Source organism: Ancylobacter mangrovi, from assembly GCF_024752355.1.
GTDB classification, from domain to species: domain Bacteria; phylum Pseudomonadota; class Alphaproteobacteria; order Rhizobiales; family Xanthobacteraceae; genus Ancylobacter; species Ancylobacter mangrovi.
In genome coordinates, this window is record NZ_JANTHZ010000005.1 from 138,628 (window position 1) to 156,832 (window position 18,205).

Genomic DNA, 18,205 nt, shown 5'->3' on the forward strand with positions numbered 1-18,205 from the left:
TGGGGCGTGTCCTCCTTCACGGCGCGATCTCGACCGTGATCGGCTGGCCCGGGCGCAGCTTCAGCGGCTCGTCCGGCTTCGCCTCCAGCACGAAGACCAGCTTGGAGCGCTCGTCGAGGCTGTAGATGACCGGCGGGGTGTATTCGGAATCCTCGGCGATATAGCTCACCGTGGCGGCGACGCCCCCGCCGCAGCCGTCGCAGCTCATCTGCACCCGCGTGCCGAGCTTGAAGCGGTTTAGGTCGGGCTCGGGCACGAAGAAGCGCATCTTGATGAGGTCCGGCGGCAGCAGCGCGAGCACCGGCCGGCCGACCGGCACCAGTTCGCCGGGGCGGAAATAGACGGTCTCGACCGAGCCGTCGGCGGGAGCGGCGAGCTTGCGCCGCGCGAGCCGCGTCTTCGCCGCCTCGAGGCTCGCCTGCGCCGCATCCACCGCCTTCTGTGCGGCGCCGATCTGCGCGTCGCGCGAGCCCATGCGCCCGACCTCGATCTGCTTGTTGATCTCGTCGAGCGCCGCCTTGTTCTGGTCGAACGTCGCCTGCGCGGTGTCGAGCGCGGCCTTGGAGCCGACCTTCTTGTCGTAGAGGTCCTGCTGCCGGCCGAGCTCGATGCGCGAGAGCTCGAGCGCCGCCTCGGCCCGCCGCTTGCTCGCCTGCAGCACCTCGATCTCCTGCGGCCGCTGCGCGCTGGCCTGAAGGTCAGCGAGTTGAGCTTTGGCCTGCTCTAGGCTCGCCGCGGCGGAATCGACATCGGCCTGCTGGAGATCGGCATCGACCTCGAACAGCGGCTGACCCTTCTTCACCCGGTCGCCCTCGTCGACGTCGAGCCGCGTCACCCGCCCGGCCTCGTCCGGGCCGACGAACACCAGATCGGCCTCGGCATAGCCCTGATAGCGCGACGGCCCCTTATCGGCGCAAGCGGCGAGCGAGAGCGCGAGAAGCGCGGCACAGAGCGGCCCGCGCCACGCGAGGGAGCCTCGTGAGCGGATGCGCATCATGGCTCCTTCCATCCGAGGCCGCGCAGCGTGATTTCGGCATGCGCTTCCAGCATGCCCTGGACATCGAGCGCCTCGTGGCGCTGGAACAGCCCCTCCCACACCGTCGCGACGAGCAGCGGGGCGATGAGGAGCTGGGGGAAGCGCAGGCCGGCGTCGGAGGAAATCTCGCCGCGCTCCAGCGCCCGCGCATTGATCGCCCGCAACAGGCCGAGCCCGCGCGAGACCACTTCGCGATAATAGAAGCCGGCGATCTCCGGGAAGCGCTCGCCCTCGCCCAGCATCAGCCGCACGATGTGCCGGCGCGGGGAATGCACCGCCTCGTTGGCGAGATGGGCGAACGATACGGAGAGGAAGGCGCGGGTGCTGCCGGGGAAGTCCGCGAACTCGCGCTCCAGCCGGCCCAGCACGGGGTCGATCGCCTGCCGCACCAGCCCTTCGAACAGGGCTTCCTTGTCCTCGAAGTAGAGGTAGAGCGTGCCCTTGGCGACGCCCGCGCGCGACGCCACGTCCTGCATGCGCGCGCCGGCGAAGCCCGCCTCGGCGAACACTACCAGCGCCGCCTCCAATATCTCGCGGCGCCGGTCAGCCGGCTCCTTGCTGGCGCGGCGGCGCGTCGGGGCAGCCGTCCGCGGCTTCGCGCCGCCGCCCTCCCCGCTTCCCTCTCCGCTCGCCATGGCACACCTCGAAAATGACTGACCGGTCAGTCATACCGCAACGCAGGTCTTCTGGCGAGGTTCCGCAGCGGGAAATTTCGATGATGGCCGACGGGTGGCGGGCCCGCCCCGAAAACGAAACGGGCGCCCCGGAGGGCGCCCGCTGGCAGCGTCTGCAGGAAGTTCGCGATCAGTCCATCTTGCCGATGCCGATGAACTGCGTTTCGCCCGAGGAGCCGTCGACGCCGTCATTGTCGGTGACGATGAAGGCGTTGCCGTCCTTGTCGATGGCGAAGCTCTCGACCTTATCGAGCACGTAGCCGTTCGGCGCCTTGAGCAGCGGCATCAGGTCCTTGGCCTCGGTCTTGGTGAGGACAGGCGGCTTCGCCTCCGAACCCAGCGCCACCGGCGTCACGCCGCTGAGCGAGACGAAGGAGAGCTTCTTCACCCGGGCCTCGGGGCCGATCAGGTTGTCACGCTCGATCACCACCAGGCCATCCTTGTAGGCGGTGATTTCGGAAAGGCCGATCCAGCCCTTCTCCGGCGTGTCGAGCGGGTAGCGCACATAGCTCCAGCTCTTGTCGGCAGGCTTGTAGGCGATCAGCTTGACGAAGCCCTTCGGGTCGTCCTTCCACTCGCGCTGCACCGCCATCCACACGGTCTCGTCGGCGCCCGAGCCGGTCACCGTCACGCCCTCATAGCCGTAGCGGATCGCCTGCGCGGCCACCGCCTCCGGCAGCGCGATCTCCTGCGCAATGGCGCCGTCCGCGCCCACCTGCAGCAGCAGGTTCTGGGTCGGATTTTCCTTCTTCTCCGGGTTGCCCTCGGAGACCAGCCAGAAGCCGCCTTCCGGCCGCGCCGCAATGCCCTCCAGGTCGAGCCCCTTGGCCGGCTTGCCGTCGCGGGTGACGATCGTCGCCGCGGTGATCTTCGCCGGCATCGCCGAGGCGTCCACGGTGAGGATGCGGCCCTGCGCATAGGCGCTGTCGGTCACGGCGTAGAGCTTGCCGGGGGTCGAGGGATCGGCCGCAAAGCCCGAGAGCGCCGACCACCAGATCGGCAGGCCGTCCGGCCCGTTCGCGGATTCGATGGTCGGATAGGCGACCTTGGCGCCGGGCTGGCGCTCATAGATCGTCACCAGCGCGCCGATGCCTCCCTCTTCGCGCAGGTCGGTCTCGCTCGCGGTCACGAACAGGTTGCGCGAGGGGATCGCCATCAGCCCTTCGGGGCCGACGCCGCCCGGCAGCACCTGCAGGAACTCCGGCGCCTCGGCGCCGCCCTTGTCGCGGTAGACGAACACGATCGAGCCGCGCTCGGAAGCGACGAAGATCAGGCGATCGTCGCCGAAGGTCGCGACCTCCGCGCCCTCCATCTCGATGCCCTTCTTGTTGCGCTTGTCGGGATAGTGGCCGAGGCGCACCGCCATGTGCTCCGGCGCCGTGCCGGATTCGAACAGCAGCTTGCCGGTCTTGTCGAAGATCGAGAAGCCGCGCGTGCCGCCCTTCCAGTCGCCCTCATTGGCGATGACGAAGCGGTCGTCGTCGATCCACTGCACCGTGTCGGGCTCGCGCGGCACGTCCTTCATCGAGCCGGACAGGTCGATCACCTTGTCCTTCTTGGTGTCGATGTGGTCGAGGTCGACCGTGCCGGCGGAAAAGCTGTTCGTCACCTTGCCGGTGGGCAGGTCGACGATGACGATGTGGTTGTTCTCCTGCAGCGTGACGACGACCTCGTTGCGGGAGTTGATGTCCACATACTCAGGCTCGGGATCTTCCGGCGCGATGGCAGCGAGGCCGGTCAGGTCGACCACCTTCTTGGAATCGTCGACCACGCGCCCGTCCTTGACCTCGAAATAGGTCAAATTGCCGGGCGGCATCTGCGGGATGGCGCCGTCATTGATCTCCTCGTCGCGCTCGTTCTCCATCGCGATGGCGAGGTAGCTGCCGTCCGGGCTCTTGGTCACCGCGTCGGGCTGGCCGCCGAGGTCGATCTTGTCCTCGACCTTGCGCGAGGCGATGTCGACCACCGCGAGGTGGCCCGAGGGGTTCGACTTCGATTCAGAGGTGTTCACGCCGACATAGGCCTTGCCGCCGATCACCACCGTGGTGGTCGGCTCACCCTCGAGCGCCACCACGCCCGCCGCCTTGGGCATGTTGGGGTCGGAGATGTCGATGAAGCCGATCCGGTGGCCGGGGCTGTCGCTGTAGATCAGCGTCTTGCCATCTTCCGTGAAGGTGATGATCTCCGCCGCCGTCGACTTCGCCGGATCCGCCCCCGCCGGCAGGTTGTCGATGACGTTGAAGGTCGCGATCCGGTTGAACGGAGCCGGCGACTGGGCCACGGCGCCGGCCGCCGTGAGGCCGAGCACGACCGCCGACACGCCTGCGAGAAGAATCGAGCGCATGATTGATGTCCCCTGATGATACGGGGCCGGGCCCCGTCGTCGCGGCACTTCAAAGGGCCGCGAATGACAGGCGGATGACAAATGGACGCGGAAACTGTGCGGAAACACCGATACGTACGACTTTCGTACAATCGGAATAGGCGGAAAACGACGAAATAGTACTTGCACTTACCTCTTGGGCATCGTCTCCTTGCAGCAGCGGGACAAGGCGCGAAAAGCGCTGCCCGGCGCGATCATTTCTTGGTCGCGCGGTGTGGAAGACTCGGCTTGGCCGGGCACGCACATTGGGAGGATTTATGAGCCAGAAACGCCATGGCATCGCCACCGACACATGCCGAGCCGGCCGCGACCTGACGGGCGCCGACGGCCCCGCCGCGAGACCGCGGCAAGTCTAGGCGCGCCAAGGGCTCATGGCGTGAAGGCCCCGCCCCGGATTCGGTTCGGGGCCACCCATTTGCGATGCGTTTTCCGCGGGCAAGGATTCCTGCCGGCCTTCGACCGAGGGCACGGAACGCCATAGGGATCCGACGCTCGACGCCATCGGGGAACGCGCGCCCGCATCCGCCGCAGCCCTTCCGCGTGCCAGGACCCGTATCGGAGCGATCTCCGGGGCGGGCCCATGTGTTGCAGACCGATCCGCCGTCCCCGGAAAGCGTCTCCGGGGCGAATGCGGTATCTTATGCTCGAACGCTCGATGTCTTACGACAATGTCATTTACGTAAGGCGCGCTTGTAACTTGCCGAACGTGGTTTCCTGATCAATAGTTTTTAATGCAAACCAGCCATGCAAAGCGCTGGAGGCACCTGGGCCGTGTCAGGAAACGTGGACCGTGTCCGGAAATACGAAAAAGGGAGGACGAAATGTCTGAATCAACCAAGGCGCTGTCGCGCCGCTCGTTCCTGAGTTCGGGTGCCCTGGCCGGCGGTGTCGCCGCCAGCGCCCTCGCCGCCCCGGCCGTGCTGGCCCAGGCGCCCGTCGTGGTGAAGATGCAGACCTCCTGGCCCGCGTCGGACATCTGGATGGAGTTCGCCCGCCAGTACGTGGTCGCGGTGGAGGAGATGTCCGGCGGCCGCCTGAAGATCGACCTGCTGCCCGCGGGCGCCGTGGTCGGCGCCTTCCAGGTGCTCGACGGCGTGAATGACGGCGTCATCGATGCCGCCCACAGCGTGTCGTCCTACTGGTACGGCAAGCACAAGGGCGCCTCCTTCTTCGGCACCGGCCCGGTGTTCGGCGGCTCGGCCACCACCATGCTCGGCTGGTACTATCAGGGCGGCGGCCAGGAGCTCTATCGCGAGCTCACCCAGGAGATCCTCGGGCTCAACGTGGTCGGCCTGTTCGGCTTCCCCATGCCGGCGCAGCCCTTCGGCTGGTTCAAGAAACCGATCAACGGCCTCGCCGACATCAAGGGCCTCAAATACCGCACCGTCGGCCTCGCCGCCGACCTGATGCAGCAGATGGGCATGAGCGTCGCCCAGCTTCCCGGCGGCGAGATCGTGCCGGCGATGGAGCGCGGCGTCATCGACGCCTTCGAGTTCAACAACCCCTCCTCCGACCTGCGCTTCGGCACGGCGGACGTTGCCACCAACTACTATCTCAGCTCCTACCATCAGGCGTCCGAGGCCTTCGAGTTCCTGTTCAACAAGGACTTCCTGGAAGACCTCGACCCCGACCTGCAGGCGATCCTGAAGCACGGCGTCAACGCGTCGGCCTCCGCGAACACCTACTTCGCGCTCGATAACTACTCCTCCGACCTGCAGAAGCTTCAGAACGACCTCGGCGTCACGGTCTACCGCACGCCGAAGGACATCCTGAACGCGCAGCTCGTGGCGTGGGACGTGCTGATCGAGACGCTCAGCCAGGACGACTACATGAAGCGGGTGATGGACAGCCAGCGTGCCTGGGTGGAACGCGTCACCTATTACGAGCTCATGAACCAGGCCGATCTCGGCCTCGCCTATGAGCACTACTTCCCGGGCAAACTCTCGATCTGACCTGTTCGGAAGCCTGAATCGGCCGGCGGCGCGCCCGACGCGCTGCCGGCATCCTGACCGGGGAGCTCCCATTGATCGGATACATACGCTTCGCCGACCGGCTGTCGGGCTGGTTCGGGAAGACCTTCGCCTGGCTGATCATTCTGATGACCTTCGGCACCAGCTACGAGGTCTTCGTGCGCTACGTGCTGAACGCGCCGACGCCGTGGGCGTTCGACATGTCGTTCATCATGTACGGCACGCTGTTCCTGATGGCGGGTGCCTACACCCTGTCGCAGGGCGGGCACGTGCGCGGCGACTTCGTCTACCGGCTGTGGAAGCCCCGCACCCAGGCGGCGGTCGATCTGGTGCTGTACCTGATCTTCTTCTACCCGGGCGTGATCGCGCTGATCGTCACCGGCTGGAAGTATTCGAGCCGCTCCTGGAGCTATGGCGAGGTCAGCATCAACAGCCCCGCCGGCGTGCCGATCTTCCAGTTCAAGTCGGCCATGGTGGCGGCCGGCATCCTGCTCGCGATCCAGGGCCTCGCCCAGATATTCCGCTGCATCCTGTGCCTGCGCACCGGCGAATGGCTGCGGGCGGAGAAGGACGTCGAGGAGACCGAGGACGCCCTGATCCATCAGCACGAGTACGAACTCGAGCACCAGCCCCGTCCGTGACCGCCCACCTGTTCAGACAGACCGACGGAGCACGTCTGTGACCGACCCTCAAGTTGCCCTGCTGATGCTGGGGCTCTTCATCTTCGTGGTGTTCCTCGGCTTTCCCATCGCGTTCACGCTGATGGCGATGGGCATCGGCTTCGGCTACTACGCCTATTTCGACGGCGACCGCATGTGGCGCGCCTATCATCGGCTGTCCGAGACCGCCGGCGCGCTGGAACGATGGTCCGACTGGATAGCCGGCTTCTTCAACAACCGCATCTTCGACCTCTTCATCAACCAGACCTATTCGGTGATGTCGAACGAAGTGCTCACAGCCGTGCCGCTGTTCCTGTTCATGGGCTACATCGTCGAGCGCGCCAACATCGTCGACCGCCTGTTCTCGACCCTCAACGTCGCCTCCAAGAACATCCCCGGCTCGATGGGCGTCGCGGCGCTGATCACCTGCGCGCTGTTCGCCACCGCCACGGGCATCGTCGGCGCGGTGGTGACGCTGATGGGCCTGCTCGCCCTGCCGGCGATGCTGAAGGCGCGCTACGACAAGAGCTTCGCCACCGGCATCATCTGCGCCGGCGGCACGCTGGGCATCCTGATCCCGCCCTCGATCATGCTGATCGTCTACGCCGCCGCCTCGGGCGTCTCGATCGTGCGGCTCTATGCCGGCGCGCTGCTGCCGGGCTTCATCCTGGTCGGCCTCTACCTCGTCTATGTGATGGGCCGCTCTATCCTCCAGCCGCACGCGGCCCCGCGCCCCACCGCCGACGAGGTGCCGGACGTGCCGATCGGCCGGGTGGTGTGGATGCTCATCACCTCGTTCTTCCCGCTCGCGGTGCTGATCCTCGCCGTGCTCGGCTCGATCCTGTTCGGCCTCGCGACCCCGACCGAGGCGGCCTCGATCGGCGCGCTGGGCGGCATCGTGCTGGCGGCCGGCTACCGGGCGCTCACCTTCCAGCGGCTGCGCGAGTCGGTCTACCTGACCGCGCGCACCACGGCGATGGTGTGCTGGCTGTTCGTCGGCTCCTACACCTTCTCCTCGGTGTTCTCCTATCTCGGCGGCGAGCAGATCATCGGCAACTTCGTGACCGGCCTCGACCTGTCGCCGCTCACCTTCCTGATCCTGGCCCAGATCATCATCTTCCTGCTTGGCTGGCCGCTGGAATGGTCGGAGATCATCATCATCTTCGTGCCGATCTTCCTGCCCCTGCTGCCGCATTTCGGCATCGACCCGCTGTTCTTCGGCATCCTGGTCGCGCTGAACCTGCAGACCAGCTTCCTCACGCCGCCCATGGCGATGTCCGCCTACTACCTCAAGGGGATATCGCCCCCCGAGGTGCAGCTCACGGACATCTTCCGCGGCGTGATGCCCTTCCTGCTCATGGTGTTCATCGCCATGGCGATCGTGTACGCGGCGCCGGAATCGATCTACTGGCTGCCCAACCTGGTGTATGGCCGATGACAGCGAAACCGACCTTCAGGGGAGCCGAGGCGATCGTCGGGCTCGGCGCCGTCGAACAGCGTAACCGCATCGCCTCGGGCGCGCTCAGGGCCGAGGAACTGACCGAAGCCTGCATCGCCCGCATAAGCGCGACCGAGCCCGAGCTGCACGCCTGGGCCTGGTTCGACCCCGAGCATGCCCGCGCCCAGGCGCGGGCGCTCGACGCCTATCGCGGCACCGGCCAGCCCATCGGGCCGCTGCACGGCGTGCCGGTCGGGCTGAAGGACATCATCGACACGGTCCGCATCCCGACCGCCAACGGCACGGCGCTCGACGAGGGCCGCACGCCGGAGCAGGACGCCTTCGTCACCGCCCAGCTCAAGGCGGCCGGCGCCGTCATCATGGGCAAGACGGTGACGACCGAGCTGGCCTATCTGCACCCCGGCCCCACCCGCAACCCGCACAATCCGGCCCACACGCCGGGCGGCTCCTCCTCCGGCTCCGCCGCTGCGGTCGCCTCCGGGCAGGTGCCGCTCGCGGTCGGCACCCAGACCGGCGGCTCGCTGATCCGCCCCGCCGCCTATTGCGGTGCGGTCGGCTTCAAGCCGAGCTTCGGGCGGATTCCGCGCACCGGCATCCTCGCCGAGAGCCCGAGCCTCGACACGGTCGGCGTCATCGCCCGCTCGGTGCCGGACGCCGCGCTCCTCGCCGACGTGCTGTTCGGCCACGACCCGGCCGACCGGGCCACCTCCCCGGCCCCGGCCCCCCGGCTTCTGGAAAGCGCGCTCTCCACCGCGCCTCTGCCGCCGGTCTTCGCCTTCGTGCGGCCGCCGCATTGGGAGCTCGCCGCGCCCGAGACGCGCGACGCGCTGGACGAGGTTGCGGGCCTGCTCGGCGAGCAGTGCTTCGCGGTCGAGCTTCCGCCCGCCTTCGACGAGGCGCAGGCGGTGCACCGGCGCATCTACAGCGCCGAGATGGCCAAGTGCCTGCACGCCTATGAGCGGCGCGGGCGCGACCGGCTCTCCGACGTGCTGCTCGAGGCGATGGACGCCGGCAAGGCGATCCCGGCCCGCGACTACATCGCCGCGCTGGACTGGCCGGACGTGCTCTATGCCGGCCTCGCCGAGATCTTCACCCGCTGCGACGTGATCCTGACCGCGGCCGCGCCGGGGCCCGCGCCGCTCGGGCTCGAGAACACCGGCGACGCCGTGTTCAACGCCCTCTGGACGATGCTCGGCGTGCCGGCCATCACCCTGCCGCTGCTGCAGGCCGACGGCCTGCCGATGGGCGTGCAGCTCATCGGCCGCCGCGGCGACGACGGACGGCTGCTGCGCACCGCCCGCTGGCTGACGGACCATCTCACGCGCATAGAAGGAGGCGCCTGATGATCGAACGGCTCATGGCCCTGCTCGCCTTCCTGGTGCTCGCCGGGTTCCTGTCGATCCTGGTGATCTGGGTCCCGCGCGTCGATCTCGGCGCCTGGGTGCTGCTGACCCTCGTCTGCGCCGGCTACGACATGATCGACAGCCATCGCGGCCAGGGAACCTCCTGAGCGCGGCCGGCACGGCGAGCCCGCCGACGCCACGACGATCACCATCGTCTTCGCGGCGATGACGCACTAAGCTCGCGCCCGTGCCAACATCCCGGCGCCGCCCTCACCCGGGCGGCGCCGCTCCACTATGGGACCACGCGATGCCGCCGCTCTTCACCATCGGCTATGAACAGGTCTCCGCCCCGGCCGTGCTCGACACGCTGGCGCAGGCCGGGGTCGGTCTGCTGGTGGATGTGCGCGCGGTCGCCGCCTCCCGGCGCGCCGGCTTCTCCAAGAGCCTGCTCGCCGCCGGCGTCGCCAGCCGCGGCATCGACTATCTCCATCTGCGCGGCCTCGGTACGCCCGCCGAAGGCCGACAGGCGGCCCGCACCGGGCATTACGACGAGATGCGCCGCATCTTCGCCGAGCACCTCGCCACCCCGACCGCGCAGGAGCAGCTCGACGAGCTCGCCGGCCTCGCCGCCGCCGGCCGCGCGGTCTGCCTGCTGTGCTATGAGCGCCACCCCGAGCACTGCCACCGCCAGATCATCGCCGACCTCATCTGCGAACGGGTCGGCGTGAAGGTGGAGCATCTGGCCGCCCCGCCGGTGTGATCGCGGCTACACTGCGGCAAAAGGCGGGGCCGGGATGCCGATACCGTGGATATTTCAATTTTTGATTGATTGAGCACAACCGCCCGGAGGTGCTCGGATGGGTTGCGTGCCCTCGCGGCACCAGCTCCCCACCGGATCGGGCAAGGTATGGGCGCTCCGTCGACGCTTGCAGCATCGTGCCTTGCCGTCCTCGCGACCCTCGTCGCGTCGATGGCCGCGGGCGCGGGCGGCGATGCCCTCGCCGACGACGGACCGGCCGGCGCCTTCACGAAGCGGTTGTATTTCTATTCGGGCGTCGATGTCGCCCGCGACAACGTCTATGGCTGGGCCGGCGCCGCCTGGTCGCCGCGCGGCCTGATGGACCAGGAGGGGCTGCGGGTGCGGCTCCAGGGCGGCGGCGGGCAGTACAAGTACCGCACCGACGCCGTGCCGGGCGGCTGGAACACGGTCAGCAAGACCGAGGGCGAACTGCTCCTCGGCTGGCAGTTCCTCAACGGCCGCCAGGCGCTCGCGATCTATGGCGGCGTCAACGTCACCGAGAACCTGCTCGACCAGCCCGACCCCTACAATCGCGACCAGGGCACGGCGGTCGGCGCCAAGGCGGTCGCCGAGTGGTATTACCGCTACGACGACGACTGGACCTTCACCGCCGCGCTGGGCGGTTCCACGGCCGACGAGACCGCCTTCCTGCGCGCCACCGCCGGGCGCCACGTCACGTCATGGTTCGATCTCGGCGCGGAGGCCGGCGCCTCGACCGACTGGCTGTCGCAGGACGCACGTGCCGGCCTGTTCATCGCCACCCCGCTGCCCGGCCGTCAATGGCGCGCCGCCGGCGGCTGGCGCTGGAGCAGCGACAGCGACGACGGCGCCTATGCGACGCTCTCGCTCTATTCGCCGTTCTAGGCCGGCTGGCGCCGCCGCACAGGCCGTGCGCCGGACTGGACGGCCAGAGCCCTCCCGAAGAGCCGCAGCGGGCGGCGAAGGCCAGCCTCGGCCTCAGGCGTCCTCCGCCTTCATCGCGTCGAGCGCGGGCCCCGCGTCCACACTCGCCTTCTCGGCCAGTTCGTGGATCTCAAGCGCCTCAAGCTCCTCGCGCGTATCGATGTCGGCAAAGGCGGCGTCGCCCTCCACCGGCACCTCGGCCACCGCCTCGGCATGGGCGGCGATGAGGTGGCGCGCGCCGATATCCCCGCTCAGCGCCGCCAGCTCGGGGAACAGCCGGGCCGACCAGGCCACCGGATTGCCCCGGCGCCCCTCGGCGACAGGCACCGCGACCAGCGTGCCGGCCTCATCGTCGAGCGCCTCGGCGAGCCGGTCGATCAGGCCGGCATCCACCTTCGGCATGTCGGCGAGCGTCACCACCGCGCCCGACGCCTTCGGCGGCAGCGCGGCGATGCCCGCCTTGAGCGAGGTCGAGAGCCCGTCGGCGAAATCGGGATTGTGCACGAACTTCACGTCGAGGCCGGCCAGCGCGCGGCGCACCTCCTCGGCCTCATGGCCGGTGACGACCACCACCGGGCGCTGCTTCGAGGCGAGGGCCGCGCGCACGGCGCGGCGCACCAGCGGCTCGCCATTGACCGTCGCGGTCAGCTTGTAGGCGTGCGGCATGCGGGTGCCGCGTCCGGCGGCGAGCACCACCACGCCGATGCCCTCGCTGCCGTCCGGCGCCTTCTCCCGCGGCTGCGGGCGTGAGGGGATTTCCATGAGCAGTCCTCCAACTCCCATGGACATGATGTCGTGCGAGGTGACGTCAAGGCCCGCCAGCAGGCGATGCAGCACCCAGTCGAAGCCGTTCTCCTTCGGGCTGCGCGCGCAGCCCGGCGCGCCGAGCACCGGCATGTCGCCGATGCGCCCGACCAGCAGGAGGTTGCCGGGATCGACCGGCATGCCGAAATGGTCGATCCGCCCGCCCGCCGCCTCGATGCCGGCGGGGATGACGTCCAGCCGGTCGGCGATGGCCGAGGCGCCGAACACGATGGCGATCTCCGCCCCGCAGGCGAGCGCCCGCCGCAGCGCCGGCGCCAGCGCGCCGTCCTCGTGGCGCACCCGCTCCTCGCTGACGATGCGCGCGCCCGCGGCGGCGAGCCGGGCCGCCATGGTCCTCAGCGTGCCGGCGACCACCTTCTCGGTCGAGCCCGGCAGCATGGTGCAGATGACGGCGGCGCGGGTGAGCCGGAACGGGGCCACCTGCACCATCGGGCCCGAGGCCAGCCGGATGCGCTCCATCACGCCGGCCGGCACGGCGAAGGGGATGATCTTCACCGTCGCCACCATGGCGCCGGCCTCGACCGGGTGGAACTCCGGCAGCGTCGCCAGCGTCGCCGCCTCGTCGATCCGGTTGAGCGCGTCGACCGCCCGGCGGTCGATCCTCATCAGCCCCGCCGCGCCCGCGCGCAGGTTGGCACGCCCGGTGAAGGCCCGGTCCACCCGCACATGATCGCCCGCGATGGCGGCCGCGATGCGGGCCGCCGCCTGGTCCTCGCCGACGTCGCCCGGCTCCAGCCGGGCCGCGACGATGCTCTTAACACCGGCCGCGCGCAGCTTCTCGAGCGTCGGCCGGTCGATCGGCGCACCCTTCTTCAGCTCGATGCCGGGCAGACGCAGCGCGTGGACGTTCACGGCGCCTTCCGCCTCGTCGACCGGAAAGCGCCCGAACCTCACGCCGCCTGCTCCCGTGCCGCCGGCCGGCGCCGCAGGACGCCGATCACCTCGGCGAGGATCGAGACCGCGATCTCGGCCGGGCTCACCGCGCCGATGTCGAGCCCGATCGGCGCATGGATGCGCGCCAGATCCTCGCGCGAAACGCCGAGCCCGGCGAGGCGCTCCACCCGTGTCGCATGGGTGCGGCGCGAGCCGAGCGCGCCGACATAGAAGCAGCCGCGCGCCAGCGCCTCGGCCAGCATGCCGTCGTCGATCTTCGGGTCATGGGTCAGCGCCGCCACGGCGGTGAAGGGGTCGAGCGCGAGCTCGGGCAGCACCACCTCCGGCCACTCGGCCCGCAGGTCGACGCCGGGGAAGCGCTCGGGCGTGGCGAAGGCGGTGCGCGGGTCGACGATGGTGACGTCGAAGCCCGCGCCGGTCGCCATCGGCACCAGCGCCTGCGAGATGTGTACCGCGCCGGTGATCACCAGCCGCGGCGAAGGCACCTGCACGGTCAGGAACACCCGCTCATTGCCCAGGTCCACCAGCGCGCTGCGCCCGGTGCGGAAGCCTTCCGCCAGTCGCTCGGCGAGCGGATCGGAAGGCGCCTCGGCGGGCGTCACCAGCCGCTGGCGCCCGCTCCCGATCTCGGTGACGAGGATCGTCGCGCGCCGCGCCGCGCGCTCGGCGTTCAGCCGCTCCAGCAAAGCGAGTTCCATCAGGCGACCTTCTCGACATAGACGCTGATGCGCCCGCCGCAGGACAGGCCGACCTCCCACGCCGTGGCGTCGGCGACGCCGAACTCCAGCATCCGCGCCTGCCCGTCAGCGATCACCTCGGCCGCCTCGGTCACCACCGCGCCTTCGACGCAGCCGCCCGAGACCGAGCCGAGGAAGTTGCCTTCCTCGTCCACCGCGAGGTGGCTGCCGACCGGGCGCGGCGCCGAGCCCCAGGTCTCCACCACCGTGGCAAGCGCCACGCCGCGGCCCTCGCGCCGCCAGCCGGCGGCGGCTTCAAGCACGTCTTCCTCGCGCGCGAACATCGCGGCCTCCACGTTCCGTCCGAAGGGTCATATTCAGATGTATATAGCGCACTGCAACATCAAGCGCCTTGCCCCTAAAGGCGGAAGATATCAAAACAGCGCGCATGAGCGCCCTCCGCCGTCCCTCCGCCACCCCGGCCGTCCCTCAGCACGCGCCCTCGCACGCGCCGCTGCCGCTTCCCGCACGCACCCTGCGCAGCGTCGGGGAACTGGCCGAGGCCGGCCTGCTGCAGGACAGCGAAGGGCTCGAGGCCGTCGCGTCGCGCTACGCAACCGCCGTGACGCCGACGCTGGCCGGCCTGATCGACCCGCAGGACGCAGCGGACCCCATCGCCCGCCAGTTCCTGCCCGACCCGCGCGAGTTCGACACCCGGCCCGAGGAGCTTGCCGACCCGATCGGCGACGAGGCGCACAGCCCGGTGCCGGGCATCGTCCACCGCTATCCGGACCGGGTGCTGCTGAAGCTGGTCGGCGTCTGTGCCGTCTATTGCCGCTTCTGCTTCCGGCGCGAGATGGTCGGGCCGGGGGCGGAGACGAGCCTTTCCGAGGCGGCGCTGGACGACGCCCTCGCCTACGTCGCCGCGCATCCCGAGGTGTGGGAGGTGGTGGTGACGGGCGGCGACCCGCTGGTCGTCGCGCCGCGTCGGCTCGCCCATCTCATGGCCCGCCTCGCCGCCATCGATCACGTGAAGATCGTGCGCTTCCACACCCGCGTGCCGGTCGCCGCGCCCGAGCGCGTCACGCCGGCTCTGGTGGAGGCGCTGCGCGCGCCGGGCGTCACCACCTGGGTCGCGATCCACGCCAACCATGCGCGCGAACTCGGCCGCGAGGCCCGCGAGGCCATCGCCCGCCTCGCCGATGCCGGCGTTCCGCTGGTCGGCCAGAGCGTGCTGCTTGCGGGCGTCAACGACGACGCGGACACGCTCGCCGCCCTGTTCCGCGCGCTCGTGGAATGCCGGGTGAAGCCCTACTATTTGCACCATCCCGACCTCGCCCCCGGCACGGCGCATTTCCGCCTGCCGATCGCGCGCGGGCAGGAGCTGATGCGGGCGCTGCGCGGGCGCGTCTCCGGCCTCGCGCTGCCGACCTATGTGCTCGACATTCCGGGCGGCTACGGCAAGGTGCCGATCGGCCCGTCGCATCTCGAGCCCGCACGCGAGGGCTGGCGCGTGACCGACTATTGCGGCGGCGTGCACCGCTACGGCGACCCGGCGTGAACGCAACTCGACAGGCCGACGTGGTGATCGTCGGCGCCGGTGCCGCCGGCATGATGTGCGCCATCGAGGCCGGCCGGCGCGGGCGCTCGGTGATCGTGCTCGACCATGCTCGCGCGCCGGGTGAGAAAATCCGCATATCCGGCGGCGGACGCTGCAATTTCACCAATCGCGATGCGGCGCCCCGCCACTATCTTTCGGCCAATCCGAGCTTCTGCATCTCGGCCCTGCGGCAATATTCCGCCCAGGATTTCATCCGCCTCGTCGAGGTCCGCGGCATCGCCTATCACGAGAAGACGCTGGGCCAGCTCTTCTGCGACAGCTCCTCGCGCCAGATCGTCGAACTGCTGACGGACGGCCTCGCCGCGGCCGGCGCCGAGCTCAGCCTGTCGACCGGCATGCGCGAGGTGGCGAAGACGCCCGACGGCTTCCGTCTCGAGACCGACCGCGGCACGCTGGCCTGCCGCTCGCTGGTGATCGCCTCGGGCGGCCGATCGATCCCGAAGATGGGCGCCACCGGCTTCGGCTACGACGTCGCCACGCGCTTCGGGCTCGGCATCGTGCCGACCCGCCCCGGCCTCGTGCCGCTCACGCTCGACCCGCCGACGCTGGAGCGGCTGGCCCCGCTCGCCGGCGTCGGCGTGGAGGCGCGGGTGCGCCACGGCCGCACCGCCTTCGAGGAGGGTCTGCTCTTCACCCATCGCGGCCTCAGCGGCCCCTCCATCCTGCAGATCTCGTCCTACTGGCGCGAGGGCGAGGAGATCGAGATCGCCCTCGCCCCGCATGCCGACGTCTTCGCCCATCTGCGCGAGGCACGCGGCCGCAACGGCAAGCAGTCGCCCGCCACCGCCCTCGGCGCCCTGCTGCCCAAGCGCCTCGCGCAGGCGATCGGCGAGGCGGCGGAACCGGCGGCCGCCCGCCTCGCCGACCTCTCCGACAAGGCGCTGCGCCGTCTCGAGCAGGCGGTGAATGGCTGGCGGCTCAAGCCCGCCGGCTCGGAAGGCTACCGCACCGCCGAGGTCACGCTGGGCGGTGTCGACACGGCCGACCTCGATTCGCGCACCATGCAGGCGCGCAACGTGCCCGGGCTCTATTTCATCGGCGAGGTGGTGGACGTCACCGGCTGGCTCGGCGGCTATAACTTCCAGTGGGCCTGGTCCTCCGGCTGGGTCGCCGGCCAGCACGCGTAAGAGGACGCTCGCCCCTTACACCACGAGGAAGTCGCGGCCGAGATAGGCGAGCTTCGGCCCGTCGGGGCCCAGCGTCACCGCCTCGACCCGCCCCACCAGCACGTCATGGGTGGCGATGGTGCGCGCTTCCACCAGCCGGCACTCGAAGCTCGCGACCGCACCGGCCAGCACCGGCACGCCGAGCCTTCCCTCGTGCCACTGTCCGACCGCGAATCGCGTCTCGCCGGTGACCGCGGTCCGCCCGCCGAAGGCCTGCGCCAGCGCCTGCTGCTCGCCCGCCAGCATGTTGACCGCGAACACGCCCGCGCGCCGGAACGCCGGGGCCGAATGGATGCGCCGGTTGAGGCAGACGAGGAGCGTCGGCGGCGTGTCGGAAACCGAGGCGACCGCCGTGGCGGTGAAGCCGGCGCGCCCTTCCTCGGTGCGGGTCGTCACCACGTGGACCGCGGCGACGAGCCGGCTCATCGCCTCGCGGTAGAGCCCGGCCTCGACCGGACGTTCCGTGCCGTGATTGGCCCCCTGGCCGCTCGCCTCGTCCACAACCGCCTCCGATCGCCGTCAGTCACCGGATCGCGCGTAACTTACCGAGGGGAAAAGCGAAACGCTGTGTCCGGCGGACATCACAACCTTGTCGTCAACAGGCCGGGAAAGAAAGTCGCGACACGGCCGACGAACGCTACGTCCACAGGCAAGCAATTGAATTGTAATGGATTCGTTGCATTTCCATACCTGGATACCGTTGTATCACTTGTTTCGATCAATTGCATTTCGTCTTTCGATCGAATTGTATCAGGTCGCTGTGCACGCTAAGAGTCAGTCGGCGCACATGACACGGGCACGATCAGAATATGTGCAAGGCCCGGCGTGAGCGCTCACTCGATGCGGCTGAGGGGAGCCGAAAAGCACAATGGATATTTTTGTTCAGCAGCTCATCAACGGGCTGACGCTCGGCTCCATCTACGGGCTGATCGCGATCGGCTACACCATGGTCTTCGGCATCATCGGCATGGTGAACTTCGCCCATGGCGATGTGTTCATGGTGTCGACCTTCATCGCTCTGATCTGTTTCCTGCTGCTGACCACCGTGATCGGCATCACCTCGATCTTCCTCGCGCTGGCAATCGTGCTGGTGGTGGCGATGTTCTTCACCGCGCTCACCAACTGGGCGATCGAGCGGGTCGCCTACCGGCCGCTGCGCGGCTCGTTCCGCCTCGCGCCGATGATCTCGGCCATCGGCATGTCGATCTTCCTCGCCAATTTCGTGCAGGTCTCGCAGGGTCCGCGCAACAAGCCGATCCCGCCCATGGTCACCGACGTGATCGTGCTGATGGACAATAACGGCTACCAGGTCACGCTTGCCTGGAAGCAGATCATCATCATGGTCTCCACCGCGGTGCTGCTCGGCGCGTTCTGGTACCTCGTGCAGAAGACCTCGCTCGGCCGCGCCCAGCGCGCCTGCGAGCAGGACCGCAAGATGGCGGCGCTGCTCGGCATCAATGTCGACCAGACCATCTCGCTGACCTTCGTCATCGGCGCCGCCCTCGCCGCCGTCGCCGGCGTCATGTACCTGATGTATTATGGCGTGGCGCATTTCGCGGACGGCTTCGTCCCGGGCGTGAAGGCCTTCACCGCGGCGGTGCTCGGCGGCATCGGCTCGCTCCCCGGCGCGGTGCTGGGCGGGCTGCTGATCGGCCTGATCGAGGTGTTCTGGTCGGCCTATTTCTCTATCGAGTACAAGGACGTCGCCGCTTTCTCGATCCTCGCGATCACTCTCATCTTCATGCCCCAGGGCCTGCTCGGCCGCCCCGAAGTCGAGAAGGTCTGAGGTAGGTCGA

General features: G+C 69.1%; 17 protein-coding genes. 10 read left to right on the forward strand and 7 right to left on the reverse strand.

The annotated features are described in order from the left end of the window. Positions 1-16: 16 nt before the first annotated feature. The 3 genes from NVS89_RS12910 to NVS89_RS12920 all read right to left on the reverse strand — a co-directional run bounded on the left by NVS89_RS12910 (position 17) and on the right by NVS89_RS12920 (position 4,054). Positions 17-997, reverse strand: a complete 981-nt coding sequence (locus NVS89_RS12910; RefSeq protein ID WP_258733163.1) for an HlyD family secretion protein — start codon at positions 995-997, stop codon at positions 17-19. After that, entirely contained in the window at positions 994-1,671 is a 678-nt protein-coding gene (locus tag NVS89_RS12915; RefSeq protein ID WP_258733164.1) for a TetR/AcrR family transcriptional regulator, read from the reverse strand. Before NVS89_RS12915 ends, NVS89_RS12910 begins: the two co-directional genes overlap by 4 nt. A 169-nt stretch (positions 1,672-1,840) precedes the next feature. Then, positions 1,841-4,054: an esterase-like activity of phytase family protein gene (locus tag NVS89_RS12920; RefSeq protein ID WP_258733165.1), complete on the reverse strand. Its 2,214-nt coding sequence runs from the start codon at positions 4,052-4,054 to the stop codon at positions 1,841-1,843. A gap of 860 nt (positions 4,055-4,914) precedes the next feature. Here NVS89_RS12920 and NVS89_RS12925 point away from each other — a divergent pair. The 7 genes from NVS89_RS12925 (at position 4,915) to bcsS (ending at position 11,187) form a co-directional block, all read left to right on the forward strand. Then, complete coding sequence (locus NVS89_RS12925) at positions 4,915-6,045, forward strand: TRAP transporter substrate-binding protein (RefSeq protein ID WP_258733166.1); 1,131 nt, start codon at positions 4,915-4,917, stop codon at positions 6,043-6,045. A 71-nt stretch (positions 6,046-6,116) separates the two neighbouring features. Continuing rightward, the gene (locus tag NVS89_RS12930; RefSeq protein WP_258733167.1) at positions 6,117-6,704 is read left to right on the forward strand and encodes a TRAP transporter small permease subunit; all 588 of its coding nucleotides are present in this window, start codon (positions 6,117-6,119) and stop codon (positions 6,702-6,704) included. A gap of 37 nt (positions 6,705-6,741) precedes the next feature. Further along, the gene (locus NVS89_RS12935) at positions 6,742-8,160 is read left to right on the forward strand and encodes a TRAP transporter large permease (RefSeq protein WP_258733168.1); all 1,419 of its coding nucleotides are present in this window, start codon (positions 6,742-6,744) and stop codon (positions 8,158-8,160) included. Then, positions 8,157-9,524, forward strand: coding sequence for an amidase (locus NVS89_RS12940; protein WP_258733169.1), 1,368 nt, complete (start codon positions 8,157-8,159; stop codon positions 9,522-9,524). The genes NVS89_RS12935 and NVS89_RS12940 overlap by 4 nt, the downstream gene beginning before the upstream one ends. Then, the gene (locus NVS89_RS12945) at positions 9,524-9,691 is read left to right on the forward strand and encodes a hypothetical protein (RefSeq protein ID WP_258733170.1); all 168 of its coding nucleotides are present in this window, start codon (positions 9,524-9,526) and stop codon (positions 9,689-9,691) included. The genes NVS89_RS12940 and NVS89_RS12945 overlap by 1 nt, the downstream gene beginning before the upstream one ends. A gap of 140 nt (positions 9,692-9,831) precedes the next feature. Beyond that, positions 9,832-10,284 carry a DUF488 domain-containing protein gene (locus NVS89_RS12950; protein WP_258733171.1) on the forward strand — a complete coding sequence of 151 codons (453 nt, stop codon included), beginning with the start codon at positions 9,832-9,834 and terminating at the stop codon, positions 10,282-10,284. Between the two features lie 147 nt (positions 10,285-10,431). Further along, positions 10,432-11,187, forward strand: coding sequence for a cellulose biosynthesis protein BcsS (gene bcsS / locus NVS89_RS12955; protein WP_258733172.1), 756 nt, complete (start codon positions 10,432-10,434; stop codon positions 11,185-11,187). Between the two features lie 93 nt (positions 11,188-11,280). Here bcsS and NVS89_RS12960 read toward each other — a convergent pair whose 3' ends face one another. Genes NVS89_RS12960 through NVS89_RS12970 form a run of 3 tightly spaced genes read right to left on the reverse strand, consistent with a single transcriptional unit; the run spans position 11,281 to position 13,966 of the window. Next, entirely contained in the window at positions 11,281-12,945 is a 1,665-nt protein-coding gene (locus NVS89_RS12960; RefSeq protein ID WP_258733173.1) for an NTP transferase domain-containing protein, read from the reverse strand. After that, a complete protein-coding gene (locus NVS89_RS12965; protein ID WP_258733174.1) occupies positions 12,942-13,643 on the reverse strand; it encodes an XdhC family protein in 702 nt (233 codons plus the stop codon). Before NVS89_RS12965 ends, NVS89_RS12960 begins: the two co-directional genes overlap by 4 nt. Further along, positions 13,643-13,966 (reverse strand): XdhC family protein, encoded by a 324-nt coding sequence (locus tag NVS89_RS12970; protein ID WP_258733175.1) that lies wholly within the window; start codon positions 13,964-13,966, stop codon positions 13,643-13,645. Before NVS89_RS12970 ends, NVS89_RS12965 begins: the two co-directional genes overlap by 1 nt. A gap of 104 nt (positions 13,967-14,070) precedes the next feature. On the opposite strand from NVS89_RS12970, the gene NVS89_RS12975 reads away from it, so the two are divergent. Beyond that, complete coding sequence (locus NVS89_RS12975; protein WP_258733176.1) at positions 14,071-15,183, forward strand: lysine-2,3-aminomutase-like protein; 1,113 nt, start codon at positions 14,071-14,073, stop codon at positions 15,181-15,183. Beyond that, on the forward strand, positions 15,180-16,370 hold the full coding sequence (locus NVS89_RS12980) for a BaiN/RdsA family NAD(P)/FAD-dependent oxidoreductase (RefSeq protein ID WP_258733177.1): 1,191 nt from the start codon (positions 15,180-15,182) through the stop codon (positions 16,368-16,370). The genes NVS89_RS12975 and NVS89_RS12980 overlap by 4 nt, the downstream gene beginning before the upstream one ends. Positions 16,371-16,385: 15 nt before the next feature. On the opposite strand, the gene NVS89_RS12985 is transcribed toward NVS89_RS12980, so the two are convergent. Beyond that, on the reverse strand, positions 16,386-16,910 hold the full coding sequence (locus NVS89_RS12985) for a flavin reductase (protein ID WP_258733178.1): 525 nt from the start codon (positions 16,908-16,910) through the stop codon (positions 16,386-16,388). Between the two features lie 367 nt (positions 16,911-17,277). Here NVS89_RS12985 and NVS89_RS12990 point away from each other — a divergent pair, with 367 nt between their 5' ends. Further along, the gene (locus tag NVS89_RS12990; RefSeq protein WP_258733179.1) at positions 17,278-18,195 is read left to right on the forward strand and encodes a branched-chain amino acid ABC transporter permease; all 918 of its coding nucleotides are present in this window, start codon (positions 17,278-17,280) and stop codon (positions 18,193-18,195) included. The last annotated feature ends 10 nt before the right edge of the window (positions 18,196-18,205 follow it).

Bases quoted from the DNA above. Each gene is read 5' to 3' on its own strand.
- NVS89_RS12910 (WP_258733163.1), bottom strand. From the start codon at position 997: ATGATGCGCATCCGCTCACGAGGCTCCCTCGCGTGGCGCGGGCCGCTC.
- NVS89_RS12965 (WP_258733174.1), bottom strand. From the start codon at position 13,643: ATGGAACTCGCTTTGCTGGAGCGGCTGAACGCCGAGCGCGCGGCGCGG.
- NVS89_RS12915 (WP_258733164.1), bottom strand. From the start codon at position 1,671: ATGGCGAGCGGAGAGGGAAGCGGGGAGGGCGGCGGCGCGAAGCCGCGG.
- NVS89_RS12975 (WP_258733176.1), top strand. From the start codon at position 14,071: ATGAGCGCCCTCCGCCGTCCCTCCGCCACCCCGGCCGTCCCTCAGCAC.
- NVS89_RS12970 (WP_258733175.1), bottom strand. From the start codon at position 13,966: ATGTTCGCGCGCGAGGAAGACGTGCTTGAAGCCGCCGCCGGCTGGCGG.
- NVS89_RS12920 (WP_258733165.1), bottom strand. From the start codon at position 4,054: ATGCGCTCGATTCTTCTCGCAGGCGTGTCGGCGGTCGTGCTCGGCCTC.
- NVS89_RS12950 (WP_258733171.1), top strand. From the start codon at position 9,832: ATGCCGCCGCTCTTCACCATCGGCTATGAACAGGTCTCCGCCCCGGCC.
- bcsS (WP_258733172.1), top strand. From the start codon at position 10,432: ATGGGCGCTCCGTCGACGCTTGCAGCATCGTGCCTTGCCGTCCTCGCG.
- NVS89_RS12925 (WP_258733166.1), top strand. From the start codon at position 4,915: ATGTCTGAATCAACCAAGGCGCTGTCGCGCCGCTCGTTCCTGAGTTCG.
- NVS89_RS12940 (WP_258733169.1), top strand. From the start codon at position 8,157: ATGACAGCGAAACCGACCTTCAGGGGAGCCGAGGCGATCGTCGGGCTC.
- NVS89_RS12990 (WP_258733179.1), top strand. From the start codon at position 17,278: ATGGATATTTTTGTTCAGCAGCTCATCAACGGGCTGACGCTCGGCTCC.
- NVS89_RS12945 (WP_258733170.1), top strand. From the start codon at position 9,524: ATGATCGAACGGCTCATGGCCCTGCTCGCCTTCCTGGTGCTCGCCGGG.